We start from the raw sequence: 14,358 nt of genomic DNA on the forward strand, positions 1-14,358 counted from the left end.
TTGATGATTATTACGCGGCAAACTGACAGTGAAACTCGCCCTGCTCGCAGGTGACGTGCAGACGTCGGTACTGCTCGTCGCTGCGGCTGGCGGTAAGTAAGATCTGGCTCATCTGAGGCAGCAGAGTGTTGGTCAGAATAGCGTCCACCATGCGTCCCCCGGACTCCACCTCGGTACAGCGCTGAACGATCTGTTCCACCACGCTGTCGTCAAACTCAGAAATTATGCTGTGATTCTCTTCCAGACGACGCTGAATGCGCTTGAGCTGCAGGCGAACAATCTGCCCCAGCATCTCGTCGCTGAGCGGGTAGTAAGGCACTACCAGCAGGCGGCCCAGCAGCGCCGGAGGGAAGACCTCCAGCAGCGGCTGGCGCAGCGCGCCGCTTAACGCCTCAGGCTCCGGCATCAGGTCCGGATCGGCGCACATGGCGCTAATCAGCTCGGTGCCGACGTTGGACGTCAGAATAATAATGGTATTGCGGAAATCGATGTGGCGTCCCTCGCCGTCCTCCATCCAGCCTTTATCAAACACCTGGAAAAAGATCTCGTGGACGTCCGGGTGCGCTTTTTCAATTTCGTCCAGCAGCACCACGCTGTAAGGACGGCGGCGCACGGCCTCGGTCAACACGCCGCCTTCACCATACCCTACGTACCCCGGAGGCGCACCTTTTAAGGTGGAAACGGTGTGCGCTTCCTGGAACTCACTCATGTTGATGGTGATGACGTTCTGCTCGCCGCCGTAAAGGGATTCGGCGAGCGCAAGCGCGGTTTCAGTTTTACCGACCCCGGACGGTCCGCAGAGCATAAAAACTCCCACCGGCTTGTTGGGATCGTCCAGCTTCGCCCGCGAGGTTTTCACGCGGCGGGCAATGAGATCCAGACCGTGACGCTGGCCGATAACGCGCTGGTTGAGCGTGTCTGCCAGGTTAAGCACCGCGTCGATCTCGTTTTTCACCATCCGGCCCAGCGGGATCCCGGTCCAGTCGGAGACCACCGCGGCGACCACGTTTTCATCTACAGCCGCAAACAGCAGCGGTTCATCGCCCTGAAGGGCGTTCAGCGCCTGCTGCTGCTCCGCCAGCTGGCTGCGCAGATCGGCGCTATCTTCATCACCCGCCGCGAACAGCGCCGCGCGCAGGCGAATAATTTCCTGCACCAGGCTGCGTTCTTCTTCCCAGCGCAGGGCCAGGGCTTCGCGTTTTGTTTCATACGCGTCGCGTTCTGCGCGTAACGTCGTCACGCGCTCGGCGTCACCGGCCCCCACGCGCGCTTCGCGTTCAGCAATCTCAATTTCCACGTCCAGCGCGGCAAGGTGGCGCAGGCAGTCTTCGAGCTGCGCAGGTGGCGCGCTCTGGCTGACCGCGACGCGGGCGCAGGCGGTGTCGAGCAGCGCAACGGCTTTGTCCGGCAGCTGACGCGCCGGAATGTAGCGATGCGACAGCTTCACCGCCGCGCTGACCGCCTCGTCGAGCAGCAGGACCTGATGGTGCGTCTCCAGCGGCGACACGGTGCTGCGCAGCATCAGAATAGCTTTCGCTTCATCCGGCTCGTGCACCTGCACCGTCTGGAAACGACGGGTCAGCGCCGGGTCTTTCTCAATGTACTTTTTATATTCTGCCCAGGTAGTGGCCCCGATGGTGCGCAGCTGACCGCGCGCCAGGGCTGGCTTCAGCAGGTTCGCCGCATCGCCGGTCCCCTGCTGGCCGCCTGCGCCAATCAGGGTGTGGATCTCATCGATAAACAGAATAATCGGCGTGGCGCTGGACTGGACTTCGTTAATGAGCGCCTGCAGACGGGCTTCAAACTCGCCTTTCATGCCTGCGCCCGCCTGCAGCATGCCGATATCCAGCAGCCACAGCTGAATATTTTGCAGCGGCTCCGGGACGTCGCCGTCGGCGATGCGCAGCGCCAGCCCTTCAACAACGGCGGTTTTGCCGACCCCTGCTTCCCCGGTCAGCAGCGGGTTGTTCTGACGGCGACGCATCAGGATATCCACCATCTGGCGGATCTCCTCATCGCGCCCGACAACAGGGTCAATCTTCCCTTCCCGGGCGCGGGCGGTCAGGTCCTGGCCGTACTGGGCTAGCGTCCCCTGTGCAGCCGGTACCGCACCCGCCGGTGCGTCGACGGCGGCAGCAGCCTGCTGCGTCTCTTTGCTGTTGGCGCAGATGGTATCGAACTGCTCAATCAGCACCTCGACGTTAAGGCGGGTAAACTGCGCCGAAATGCTTTTCAGCACGTTGGCCAGGTTCCAGGTTTTCAGCATGCCGATCAGCAAATGGCCGCCGCGAATGCGGCTGACGCCAAACTTCAGCGAGCCGAAGACCCAGGCGCGCTCCACGGCGCTGTCGATATGCTCGGAGAGATCGGAAACTGAACTGGCGCCACGCGGAAGGACATCCAGCGCGGCCACGATATCGCGCGTCAGCTGCTGTTCATCAAGGGCAAAGTGGCGGATGACCTGCTGCAGATCGCCATCCTGCTGCTGCATCAGCTGATGCAGCCAGTGCACCAGCTCAACGTACGGGTTACCGCGCAGCTTGCAGAACGCAGTGGCGCTTTCCAGAGAGGTAAATAACAGCGTATCCAGTTTGCCGAAAAGCACGGCACGGCTAATTTCTGACATGTTAGTTTCCATTAACAATGATTCGGTATACGGAAGGATTACCGCTCTGCGCGATACACCAGATCGCCACGCGGGACAGGCTGCGGCTGAATGCCCAGCCAGGTGTTATAGCCTAATCGCCCATTGCTGCCGAGCGTGGTGCCCTGCACCGCGTCTTCACGCAGGATCACCCGCGTTTCCCATGCAAACTCCACCCCGGCGTACTGACGCACCCAGTCGCGCAGCTCGGTCACCCACGCTTCACCCGGCAAAAAGCGGTTGTACTCCTCCGCGCTCAGCGGGCCAATCTCGATGCGAAACTTATGCTGCACGTCGCGGACGGCGACGCCGAGAAAGGCCGATTCACCCATGCGCGGCATGCGGCGTCCTGCTCCCAGCTGCGCCTGCTCGCGCGTGGAGAGGGGCATCCACTGCGGCACGTTGCTCACCAGCTTAACCGGCGCTTTAAAATAGCTGCGCAGGATCTTCTCCAGCCCCTCGGGATCCCGCCCGTGGCGGGTCAGGTGCCCGGCGTGGGTAAAGCGCGCGTGCGAGCTCAGGCTGCCTTTGTTCATCTGCCCCGGCTGGCCCATGCCAATCAGCGACGCCAGATAGCCCTCAAAGCGCTTGTTATCAGCACGATCCAGGGAGACGGTAGGCTGCGCATCCGCCCAGGCGCGGTAAAACAGCAGCGCAAGACGGTGATGGAACAGATCGGCAAACGCGCTGAGGCTGGTGTCCTGATGATGATAAATACGCTCGCGGGCGTACTCGGTCATATGGACCGGGAGCGGGCCGTTCGGGCCAAACAGGCCGAAGCTGAGGATAGACACCTCGTGCAGCCCGCTCTCTTCCCGCTGACGTACGTGGGCCAGCGTCGACGGCGCAAAGCTCATCGACGGCTGCTGGCCGATGCGCAGCGGTTCAAATTTCGGCAGCGGCGCGCGTCCCAGCGGGTAGCGCTCGCCGCCCTGGGCATCAATGCGCCTTAACAGCTGAAACAGATCGTAGCGCCAGGGCGTCTCACGGACGCCCTGCCAGAACGCGTCCGGCAGCCTGGTCAGGCGATGCACGCGCAGCGGTGCAGTGGCAGCGTCACTCATATCAGCGCCCTTTTACCCATGCGCGGCGCCCAGTAGCCAATCTCGCCGCGCTGCTGACTTTTCAGGGTGAACTCCGTAAAGCTGTTGATAGAGACCAGACGGGCAAAGAGGCGCTCCATCACGCTGCCGAAGAGCCACGGACTGGCCCCGGAAAAGGCTCGCTCATCCACCGTCAGGGTAATGCCGATCCCGCGGGCGAACACGACCGGGCCGGGTTCAGGCACGCGGCGGTGAACCGGCTCCAGCACGCAGTGGCGAACGCCCTCCACCTGACGCGCAACGGGCGTTTCGGCCAGGTTGGCATAAAGCCCTAACAGCTGGCGCAGCGCGGCCGCCCCCTCTTCGTTTTCGCTGTCCATCAGGCTGAGGTAGTTCATCTGCAGCTGGCTGATAAGCCGCCAGGTGCTGAACCCTTCCGCCAGCGCCGGACGCGGCGGCGTCGGCCCTTTACGCAGGGTGAGGGATTTCACCGGCATGGAGTCCGCCACAATGAACTGCCCTAGCTCCTGCTGCAGCATTAGCGGCAGGTCGCGGCTGGTGCAGAGCACCTCGGCAGAGATATAGCGCAGGTTCTCCTGCCAGGGGGCATGCTGTTCATCCACCAGTGAAACAAACACCTCCGAGCCGATATAGCCGGTACGGGTGCCGTAGCGCAGGGCGTGCTCGGACAGCACGCGCTGCTCGCGTCGCAGCGAAAAATAGGCCCCGTAGTTGCCCGCATCGCCGCTCCAGGTGCTCCAGAACGGACGAAACGTCTGGTCATCACGCTGACCGTCCGCGCTGCCATAAATTTTTTTGACCGCGTAAATTTCATAATCCAGCGGACGAATGTTATCGACCACCAGATGGTATTCATGCTGACCGTCATTCAGCTTCTGACGCGCCGCGACCTTTGGAAACAGGTTGATGACCGGCGTACAGTGCAGCGCCAGATGGCTGGCATCGACCACGCGCTCCAGCTGTTCATCCGACTTATCCAGCAGAATGAAGATGTCGAAGGCTTTTTCGCCTTCACAGCGCTGGATCAGCGTGCTCAGACCGCTCAGGCTGATGAAGCGGAAGCGGGCCGGAAACGCAAAGTACTCCTGAAGCAGGCGATAGCCGTCAAAGTTGCGCAGATCGTCCGGCAGCAGCGCCTGTTCAGGCTCAAAGCCCTCCTGGCGCAGCGCATCTGACGCCAGCAGCTGCCGCTGCGGCTGCGGGCTGACCGTCTGACAGACGATCCCGGCGTGGTGCTCCATCACCAGCTCCAGCAGCTTCAGCGCTTCAATATCCGGACCGCCGAGGAAAAATTCCAGGCGGTCGAAATCCAGGTGCCCGAGGTTTTGCGGGCCGTCGCAGGCAATGCGGATCCGCAGGGCGCTGCCGATCCCCCGCTGGCTCAGTCCCAGCTGCGCCAGCGGCAGATCGGCGGGGACGCCGCCCAGTTCGACCTTGTCGATTTTCAGCGGCAGCAGATTGACCTCGTGCGCCGTGGTATAGCTGCAGGTCACGCCGGTTTTTTTCAGCGCCAGGCTGTCCATCATGGTGCCACGCGGGACAATAAAGCCTTTGCTCAGGTCGCCCCGGCTGCTGTCGGGCTCAATCTCCGCAATCGCCATCGACGGCGTGGGCGCGAGATAGTTAGGCGCGATCATCTCCAGCAGACGCTGGGAGAAGCGCGGAAACTCCGCGTCCATTTTCATCTGCACGCGGGAAGTCAGGAAGGCGAAGCCCTCCATCAGACGTTCGGTATACGGGTCCGCCACTTCGATGCCGCGCATGCCCAGCCGTCCGGCGACTTTTGGGTAGCGTTCGGCAAACTCGGCCCCCATTTCGCGCAGATAGGCCAGCTCGCGGTTGTAATATTCGAGCAGTTTACTTTCCATGATTACCCCGCATCCTTCAGTTCAAAATGGCCGTTTTCCAGATCGACATCGGTACGAAACAGAAACTCCAGCGGGTACGGCACGCACCATAAACGCCCTTTGATCTCGATGGAGAGCACGTTGTGCAGATCCAGCGAGGAGGTATCCGACACGCAGCGGACCTGCAGCCCCTGCGGCAAAATGCGTGGTTCAAAATTAATGATGGCCTCGGTGAGCTTGCGCTGAATGTCGTGCCATTCGATGTCCGACATTCTTTTCCCGGCCAGCGGCGCGACGCCGAAGTTAACCACCGAGCGGCTCACGTGCGGTAACGCGCTCAAATCGCCGGAGGCATCGTGGTTGATGGTATTAAACAGCCACTGCAGATCCCGCAGCACATTGCGACGCAGGGCGGCGTGGGTGATCAGATTGCTGTTGGCCGACTCGCGCTTTTTTTCCGGGTCGTCATCGGTGAGGCGATCGAGCAGCGAGGGCTGCATTTTGTCGCGCGCCCCCACCTTCTCCTGCTTGCTGCGGGCTTGCCAGCCGCTGCGCAGCAGATCGCCTTCGCCAGCGGGATTACTCATCGGCTCCATCCGTCGCAAACGTCACGAGGCTCAAGGACAGCAGCGGGCTTTCGCTTTGCTCGCTCAGCCAGGCTTTCTGGCCCCTGCCTTCGTAAAGGGTACCGTCTTCGTCGAGCGCCTGCCATTCGGTGGTGCGGCCTAATTTGACCGCATCAGCGGCATCGGCAGCAAAAGGATAACGCGCCGGGATCTGACACACCTGCTCCGTACCGTCGGTCAAGCGCACAAGCGCGTGACGCCAGACCAGATCGGTGACGCTGGCAGGCGCCTGGAAACGGATCTCCGCGATAGCGTTAAACGGCAGCCAGAAATAGCGGCCGTTCACTATGGTTTCGCAGACCGGGCCGAGACGGGCATCGCCGTCCATCAGCCAGTCAAAAGCCTGCGTCTCCTCGTTTTCGAGGGTGATGTGACCCGCAGTGGCCTGCGCCTGTTCGAGGGCTTCAAGACGCAGCGCATGCGCGCGCTCGCCGTCCTCGCTCAGCGCCGCGGCAAGGGTAGTCAGCCACGGCCACTGGGTTTCAGGCATGGCCGGTCGCGCCTGTCCCGCCATTACCTGCGCGCGCTGCAGCTCGCCCTGAATGGACTGCTCCAGCAGCGTGACGGTAGGTTTCGCCTGAGGCTTCAGCGCCAGCCAGCTTTTCAGCTGGGTAAGAGCCCGCGTCCAGTTGCCGCTGAGGGTTAAAAACTGCACAAACGCAGCGCGAAGGTCGGCATCCGCCGGACGAGCTTTGATTTCAGCTTCCAGACGCGCCAGCGCATCGTTGAGCGACTCGCCCGCCAGGTGTTGATAAAGCGTATTCATAGCCATTCCTTAATTCGCCGCGCGCCATGCGCCGACGGCCGGATCGCGCAGCTGAGGACGCAGGGTGTCAATCAGAACGATATTCAGCGGAGTACCCGGCGCGACCCAGGCGCTCCACGTTTTTTTCACCGCCGCGATGCGCGCCTGCAGTTTTGCGTCATCGCTGGCGATTTCACGGGAAATCTCCACCGCTACGGTGCCGTTGCTCTTCCAGCTGTTCAGGCTGTTATCGTAAGGCAGGATCATCCAGCTCTGGTCGCTGTTTCGGGTGCTGAATACCATGCGCTCTTTGTTGACGGAGGTGATCAGCGCGTTTTCCGGGTCGGCGCTTTGATTTAGTCCGGTCACCGGGAAACCGTGGATGTACGTCACCGCCATCTCTTTCTGTCCGCCGTTGCGGGACTGCGAAACTACGGTGTGTCCGCTCAGCCAGCTGCCGTTGCCGCAGCGGGTGGTGTCAGAATCCGGAATAAAGAGCGCCGGAGCAGAGGCGCCCCCTTCCCAGAAGGTGCGCAGGTGGCAGCCGTCCTGAAGCGTAAACTCCTGCCACGGCGTACGGTCGGCGGCAACGGTGCGGGAAGCCACATTTTGATCTGGCGGCATTAACGTGCCGCTGGCTGTGGCAGCTGTGACGGTTGCGGCAGGCGTGGCCTGCTCCTGTTTCACCACCAGCGCCCAGTCCTGCGCTTTGCCTGCGGTACCCTGCGCCAGCGTGGTACCCGCCGGATCGTTGAGCGTCCAGCTGAGTTTATTCACTTTGCTGCACTGGTGCTCCAGCAGTGAGCCAAGACGCGGCACAAAGTTCTCCAGCACGGAGACGTCTTTCTTGCCGTTCGCCACAATGCGCAGCGCCACCTCAGGCTTACACCAGCTTTGCGGCGTGTTGTCTTTAATGTTGTCGATCCAGATATCCAGCTTCTGTGCAGGAGACTGCACGATGCGGAAATTCTCAGCCTGCGCGGTGGAGGTGACCGCCAGAAGTGCCAAACCCGATAGCCAAAGTTTCATATCGTTCCTTGTGTGTCTAATCAGTTCCGCAGGGAAGAAATTGTGCTGCGTCAGAGAGGGTGTGCAGCAAAGTGGTGTCCTGAGGGTTGCCCATCCATACCGCCAGGGCAGTATAGTTATCCTGAGCATTCCCTTCCTGTTCACCATTCTTTTGAATGATTTGGTTCATTAAGGTCAGCCACTCCTGCGGCGTATTGACCATATGCAGCGACTGCTTCATTTGCTCTTCGCTGACGCCGTGCCAGAACCCGTCGGTGCAGAGTAAGAATGCATCGCCGTCTTCAACCTGCACCACGTCGCTGTAGCTCGCTTCCGGCCCGCCGTTTTCAATCCCGAGCGCCAGATAGAGCAGGTTGCTGTTCAGGTTGTCGGTCTGGTGTCCGGCATCTTTCATCTGCTGCACCAGGCTGTGGTCGGTGGTCACATGCCACAGCCATCCCCGGCGGAACAGGTACAGGCGGCTGTCTCCGGCATGCGCCCAGTAGGCCAGGCCGTAATCACGGTCAATGAACAGACTGACCAGCGTCGTGCCCATCCGGCGATAGTCCTGAACGGCCTGCTGCTCGCTGAGGATGGTGCGGTTCGCCGTCTGCACGTAGTCGCGGATGTGCTGCGCATTAAGATGTTTGTCGCCATCGAAGCGTGAGATAATGCTGTTGCGTGCCAGCTCTGCAGCTACCTCACCGCCCGGCAGGCCCGCGATGCCGTCGCAGACGACAAAGCAGGCTGAACGTTCCCCTATGGTTTCTCCCGTCTGATCCTGGTTGCTGGCGCGCGTCCCCTGGCGGGAGAGAGAAGCCGTTGCGATATTCATTTGTCTTCCGATCCGCTCTGTGAGTCTTTGTACTGATTCACCTCCATGTCGTACGCATGAAGGAAGGCCTCGCCGAACAGGGTGTGGAAGTCATCCTCAATCTCGCCCGCCGTCTCGCCATAGCTGCGAACAAAATAGTCCCACAGGGCGGCTTTGCGGCTGCCCGGCAGCGCCAGACGTGAGGTCATGCCGTTCTGCTTCGCCTGCTCTTCCAGCTGCTCCGGGTTAAAGGACTGCAGCATCGCGGCAATGATGGCGCGGATGCCGGAGATCATACCCAGCTGGTGCGCCTGCAGATCGATCAGCGCGTCGCGCACGGATTTGGTCGGCGGCATAAAGCCCGGCATCGGGGTGCCGAACATCTGGATCAGCACGGTTTTGCCGGTCGGCAACAGCTTGAACGGGTTGTTGGCATCGTCCAGCACCATGGTCATATCGGCTTTTACGCCGCGCTTGAGGATAGAGCGCGAGGAGAGCAGCGCCACGGTCCCCTGAGAGAACATACCGAGGATCTGTCCCAGCTGACGCATATTTTCACGGTCAAACTGCGGAACGGGCTGCATTTCGCTCAGCCCCATGCCTTCCAGCAGCGCCTCCAGAAGCTCGCCCTGCAGCACTTCGCCCTTCTCACCGCTGTTTGCCGTGGCGGCTGGCGAGGCGGCGTTATTGACCGGGTCGATGCGCAGACGGCCCTTAGGGGCCTGGGCACTGCTGCGCGCAACGGCCTGCGGCGTAGGCATGGTGAAGCCTGCGTAATCCGGTCGCGCGGGCTCTTCTTCAGCGCGCGGTTCTTCCTGCGGCTCAGGGGCGAACAGCGGAGAATCGGCCAGCACGTCCTCTTCCTGCTCAGGCTCCGGCACTGGCGCAGGCTTTTCGTCGACTATGTCATCCGGATGGGTTAACGGCGCGCCGCCCATCAGCCCGAGCGGGTCGTCATTACGCGCGGCTGGCGCGCTGGCCTTGCCGCCAAACAGGGCCAGCGGATCGAGCTCATCCGTCGCCTCGTCTTCTGGCTTAGCGGGGCTCGTCTCTCCCGGCGGCACCAGCGTTGACGGGGTGACGTCGTCAAAAATACTCTCTTTCTTGAACAACGCTTCGTCGCTGAACAGCGTGTCCGGGTCAACGTTCTTACGCTCAAGTTTTGGATCGCTGTCGTTGAACATCGCCAGCGGATCTTCGGCGTTACGCTCCGGGGCTGCAGGCTGGGAGAACGGATCGTGCGATGCAGCAGGCTGCAGTTTTGTACGGTTGCTGGAGATGCTGTCGGAGATGGAAAACTCCTGCATCAGGCTATCCCAGATCTCCGTTGGCACGGCGGTCGGCTCGGCCTTCCCGCGCGGTGCGGTGCTCGCCGGCTTCGGTTGCGGAGCGGGCGCGGACGCGGCTGCCGGACGCGCCTGCTGATGCATGCTGGCGGCCATACGGCTCACGGGCTGCGTATCGTGGATCAGTTCGGTGACTTCGATACGGTAGTCATCAATACCGAGAATGTCGCCATCCTGCAGCTCAACCTGACGCCCTCGCTCCAGCGGAATGTCATTTAATACCACGCGGGTGACGCTGCCACGGTTGGTCACGCGGCATTCGCCCTGGGCGTCAACGTGAACAATGGCCTGCAGACGAGAGATGGTGCGGTCATTGTCCGGCAACACCAGATTGTTATCCGTACCGCGCCCAATGGTGCCGCCCGGGGCGTAAAAATCACAGCTGCTTTGCGGCGGCTGATGACCGGGTTTTGTAGAAATAATCGTGAATCGCATGGCGTATTCCTGCTGGTATGATTAGCGCTCAAACGCTGCCGCTCTCGGGGCGAGAACGGCGGCGTTTGGGGGCGATTCCATTGCTTCTATTTTGCGGTTTTGAGCGGACGAATCGCGTCGCTGTTGGCGATTAAGCTGCACTTTAAAACCTGATATTGACCCGGTTCGGTACCGCCTACTTTCTCTTTCAGTAAAGAAACAATCACCTTGTCAGCTTTTTCAAAATTCTCAGCAGGGAGATTGCTTGCTTCCAGCCATGCGGCTGCACTGGCCTCTGCATCATCTTTGAGACTTTTACTGTCCGCAATCTTACTGATGCATCGATTTTGCACCCAGTTTTCAAAGATTTGTTGCTGAGAAAAAGCGCTAACATCAGGCAGGGTTTGGGCATAAACAGCAGGGGCATTTATAGCCAGGATCAACAGTAATAAACGTTTCATTTCAGGCTCCAGAATGTTGCGTTGGTCGGAATAAATGAACCATTACCCGGTGAGCCCAGAAAATGGCAATCATCAGAGCAAATATTTCCATTCCAGAGTGTGACATGCCCGGTAGCGTCGCTCCAGCCGTGCCCGGTGAAGATGATAATGCCCTGTTTGCCTGCAAATTGCGCAGGAGTGGGAGAAGAGACAGACATATCGGCATTGCCCAGTACCGTGGGTAGAAATGCAATCATATCTTTAACGCGGAACATATAGCGCTTTTTGTCGTTTCCGGTCACTGTCCCATATTTACTGTTAGAAGGAATCGGAATGCCACAGTAATTTAAAACGTAGCTCATACGAATTGGGCAGGCATTTTTAAAAATACCGGCGTCGATATTATGCTGAACTTTTCCACCCAACAATTTGCCAACCTGTTCTACGCTTATGTTCACTTCTCTGAATCTGTTCCAGGCGGCACCAAAAGCAGGACGCATTTGAGACATCTTGTTTCTCCTTGATAAGAAGCTCAGGATGGGGCTGTCGCTCTCGGGGCGAGAACGGCGACGTTTGGGGTTAAAACATTCTATTCAGTCTGCGTAAGCTTAAACTGGCCTGAAGGACCTTCTTGTAAGGTGAAACGGGCCGCATAGCGAATAGAATCGTTTTTTTCTGACACTTTCAAGGCAACATCATATTCTCCGGCTTGCCACGCAATCCCCTTCCACTGGTGACACTGCTGGGTCGTTAACGTCACCTCGGGGCTAAACGTTGACGGCGGCGATATCGCTTTCCATTCATTTCCCGCGCGTATCATTATGGTGGGCGAATGGCTGGTGATAGGCGCGTCTAACCCGGAATTAGCAGGGATAGCAAAGCAGGGTTCATTATTTTTCAGCGTAACCGAAAGCGACTGATATTGTCCTGGATGAGACAAACAGGCGTTGACCATCAACGTGACTGCAAACACACCGAATAACTTTTGCATAATCATGCCCGCCAATCCTGAGGGCTCTTGAGGTTGATAATGACCGGGGAAAACTCCCCGGCCACATACGCAATTACGCTTCTTTGTTTTCTTTGATGTTCCAGCCAGCGCTGCTTTCAGCACCCTTACCACCAGACGTGGTCTGCTCCCAGTACTGCTGTTTCACTTTCGCAGCCTGGAACGCATAGGTCACACCAACGGTATCGCCGTTGTCTGCACCGGTGTACTGAACAGAGGTGACCAGCACATCTTCCAGCGTGATGCGGGAGTATTCCACCTGCTGGCCGCCGGCTTTACAGACGGACAGCTCAACTTTGGTCAGGTGTTTACCGCTGGCGCAGTGTTTCAGGATAGCGGTGGTGGATTTGTCGATCAGCGCGTTAACGTGCAGGTCGTTAAAGTTAACTTTACCGGCACCGCCGCCACCGCCAACGCTCATATTACCTGGCTGGGAAGCACCCCAGGAGAAGGAGGTAATATCAGTCCAGCCGGTGTGGTTAGAATCTTTAGATTCGCCCGTAACACCCTCGACCTTCAGAAACATATCAATAGCCATAATATCTACTCTTCGTGGATGAACAATATTGCTTTCGAAAAAGCACTTATATGGCAAACAGGAAAGCATGGGGCTGAATAAAACCGTCCATATTTTACCTCTGCCTCATATCAAATGACCCGTGTCATTTGACAGTCTTACATTCCCCCGCAATAACGGAACGAATGTGAAGTCATTATTACCGTGCGTTATTCTGGAACTTGTTAAGGACGGCATTAACAACTTAGCCGTCTTTCTTGCCGGGTGGCGCTGTGCTTACCCGGCCTACATTGAGAAAAAATATCAATGGGTTGCACGTTTCATCGTAGGCCCGTGCAAGCGTGGCGCCGCCGGGCGAAACTCACAAAACGCATGTTGCTCTTACGCGTCTTTCGTCTTCAGCGACGGCAGTTTAGATACCAGACGCAGAGAAACGGTCAGACCTTCCAGCTGGTAGTGTGGGCGCAGGAAGAACTTCGCGGCGTAGTATCCCGGGTTGTCCTCAATCTCCTGCACCTGCACTTCCGCAGCCGCCAGCGGTTTACGGGACTTGGTCTCCTGGGAGGAGTTAGCCGGGTCACCGTCGACGTAGTTCATCACCCAGTCGTTCAGCCAGCGCTCCATCTCTTCGCGCTCGCGGAAGGAGCCGATTTTGTCGCGGACAATGCACTTCAGGTAGTGGGCAAAGCGGCAGCAGGCGAACAGGTACGGCAGACGAGAGGCCAGGCGCGCGTTGGCGGTGGCATCCGGGTCGTGGTACTCCGCCGGTTTCTGCAGGGACTGCGCGCCGATGAAGGCGGCAAAGTCGGAGTTTTTGCGGTGAACCAGCGGCATAAAGCCGTTTTTCGCAAGCTCAGCTTCACGACGATCGCTGATGGCGATCTCGGTCGGGCATTTCATGTCCACGCCGCCGTCATCGCTCGGGAAGGTGTGGCACGGCAGATTTTCCACCGCCCCGCCGGACTCCACGCCGCGAATCGAGGTGCACCAGCCGTACTCTTTGAAGGAACGGTTGATGTTGGCGGCCATCGCGTACGCGGCGTTCGCCCAGGAGTAGCTGTTGTGGTTCGCGCCGTCGGTCTGCTCTTCAAAGTCAAAGCTGTCCACCGGGTTGGTGCGAATGCCGTACGGCAGACGCGACAGGAAGCGCGGCATCACCAGCCCCAGATAGCGGGCATCTTCGGATTCACGCAGCGAACGCCAGGCGGCGTATTCAGTGTTCTGGAAGATCTTGGTCAGGTCGCGCGGGTTGGCCAGCTCCTGCCAGGACTCCATCTGCATCACGCCCGGTGCGGTGCCGGTGATAAACGGACAGTGCGCCGCAGAGCCGATGCGCGCCATTTCCCCCAGCAGCTCAACGTCCTGCGGGCTGTGGTCGAAGTAGTAGTCGCCGACGATGCAGCCAAACGGCTCGCCGCCGAACTGACCGTACTCCTGCTCGTAGATTTTTTTGAAGATCGGGCTCTGGTCCCAGCCCACGCCCTTGAAGCGCTTCAGGGTACGGCCCAGCTCCTGCTTGGAGATGCTCATAAAGCGGATCTTCAGCATCTCGTCAGTTTCAGTGTTGTTCACCAGATAGCTCAGACCGCGCCAGGCGCTCTCCAGCTTCTGAAACTCTTCGTGGTGAATGATCTGGTTTACCTGCTGCGACAGCTGCTCGTCGATACCGGCGATCAGGTTCTGAATGGTACGGTAGGTGTCGTTCGAGAAGGTGACGGTATTTTCCAGCGCCTGCTGCGCCAGGGTTTTGACCGCGCTTTCTACGGCGGAACGCGCCTGGTCGGTTTTCGGGCGGAACTCTTTGTTCAGCAGCGCGCTGAATTCATCCTGGCTGAACGCCTGACCCGCCTGCTGCTCGTGTTGTTGAGTCTGGTTGCTCATCGA

At 59.3% G+C, this 14,358-nt stretch carries 13 protein-coding genes; all 13 read right to left on the minus strand.

Features of this window, described 5'->3' with window-relative positions; genetic code table 11:
* Positions 1–10: 10 nt before the first annotated feature.
* The 13 genes from tssH to tssC all read right to left on the minus strand — a co-directional run bounded on the left by tssH (position 11) and on the right by tssC (position 14,355).
* On the minus strand, positions 11–2,626 hold the full coding sequence (gene tssH / locus PUP35_RS12725) for a type VI secretion system ATPase TssH (protein ID WP_115875512.1): 2,616 nt from the start codon (positions 2,624–2,626) through the stop codon (positions 11–13).
* A gap of 38 nt (positions 2,627–2,664) precedes the next feature.
* Positions 2,665–3,708 carry a type VI secretion system baseplate subunit TssG gene (gene tssG, locus PUP35_RS12730; protein WP_274239924.1) on the minus strand — a complete coding sequence of 348 codons (1,044 nt, stop codon included), beginning with the start codon at positions 3,706–3,708 and terminating at the stop codon, positions 2,665–2,667.
* Positions 3,705–5,576: a type VI secretion system baseplate subunit TssF gene (gene tssF, locus PUP35_RS12735; protein ID WP_274239926.1), complete on the minus strand. Its 1,872-nt coding sequence runs from the start codon at positions 5,574–5,576 to the stop codon at positions 3,705–3,707. Before tssF ends, tssG begins: the two co-directional genes overlap by 4 nt.
* A 2-nt stretch (positions 5,577–5,578) precedes the next feature.
* Entirely contained in the window at positions 5,579–6,142 is a 564-nt protein-coding gene (gene tssE / locus PUP35_RS12740; RefSeq protein ID WP_274239929.1) for a type VI secretion system baseplate subunit TssE, read from the minus strand.
* Positions 6,135–6,947, minus strand: a complete 813-nt coding sequence (locus tag PUP35_RS12745) for a type VI secretion system accessory protein TagJ (RefSeq protein ID WP_111964761.1) — start codon at positions 6,945–6,947, stop codon at positions 6,135–6,137. The genes tssE and PUP35_RS12745 overlap by 8 nt, the downstream gene beginning before the upstream one ends.
* A 9-nt stretch (positions 6,948–6,956) precedes the next feature.
* Positions 6,957–7,955 (minus strand): hypothetical protein, encoded by a 999-nt coding sequence (locus tag PUP35_RS12750; RefSeq protein WP_274239933.1) that lies wholly within the window; start codon positions 7,953–7,955, stop codon positions 6,957–6,959.
* Between the two features lie 16 nt (positions 7,956–7,971).
* Entirely contained in the window at positions 7,972–8,769 is a 798-nt protein-coding gene (locus tag PUP35_RS12755) for a PP2C family protein-serine/threonine phosphatase (protein ID WP_014884226.1), read from the minus strand.
* Complete coding sequence (gene tagH, locus PUP35_RS12760) at positions 8,766–10,529, minus strand: type VI secretion system-associated FHA domain protein TagH (protein ID WP_274239937.1); 1,764 nt, start codon at positions 10,527–10,529, stop codon at positions 8,766–8,768. Before tagH ends, PUP35_RS12755 begins: the two co-directional genes overlap by 4 nt.
* Before the next feature lie 86 nt (positions 10,530–10,615).
* Positions 10,616–10,969, minus strand: a complete 354-nt coding sequence (locus PUP35_RS12765; protein ID WP_045908268.1) for a T6SS amidase immunity protein Tai4 family protein — start codon at positions 10,967–10,969, stop codon at positions 10,616–10,618.
* Positions 10,966–11,457 carry a type VI secretion system amidase effector protein Tae4 gene (locus PUP35_RS12770; RefSeq protein ID WP_274239961.1) on the minus strand — a complete coding sequence of 164 codons (492 nt, stop codon included), beginning with the start codon at positions 11,455–11,457 and terminating at the stop codon, positions 10,966–10,968. The genes PUP35_RS12765 and PUP35_RS12770 overlap by 4 nt, the downstream gene beginning before the upstream one ends.
* 80 nt (positions 11,458–11,537) lie before the next feature.
* Positions 11,538–11,945: a putative T6SS immunity periplasmic lipoprotein gene (locus PUP35_RS12775; protein ID WP_115875523.1), complete on the minus strand. Its 408-nt coding sequence runs from the start codon at positions 11,943–11,945 to the stop codon at positions 11,538–11,540.
* Positions 11,946–12,012: 67 nt separating this feature from the next.
* Positions 12,013–12,495 (minus strand): Hcp family type VI secretion system effector, encoded by a 483-nt coding sequence (locus PUP35_RS12780; RefSeq protein WP_008502640.1) that lies wholly within the window; start codon positions 12,493–12,495, stop codon positions 12,013–12,015.
* Between the two features lie 360 nt (positions 12,496–12,855).
* The gene (tssC, locus tag PUP35_RS12785; protein WP_014884232.1) at positions 12,856–14,355 is read right to left on the minus strand and encodes a type VI secretion system contractile sheath large subunit; all 1,500 of its coding nucleotides are present in this window, start codon (positions 14,353–14,355) and stop codon (positions 12,856–12,858) included.
* Positions 14,356–14,358: the final 3 nt, after the last annotated feature.

It is taken from the genome of Enterobacter sp. S-33, from assembly GCF_028735835.1.
Classification (GTDB): domain Bacteria; phylum Pseudomonadota; class Gammaproteobacteria; order Enterobacterales; family Enterobacteriaceae; genus Enterobacter; species Enterobacter vonholyi.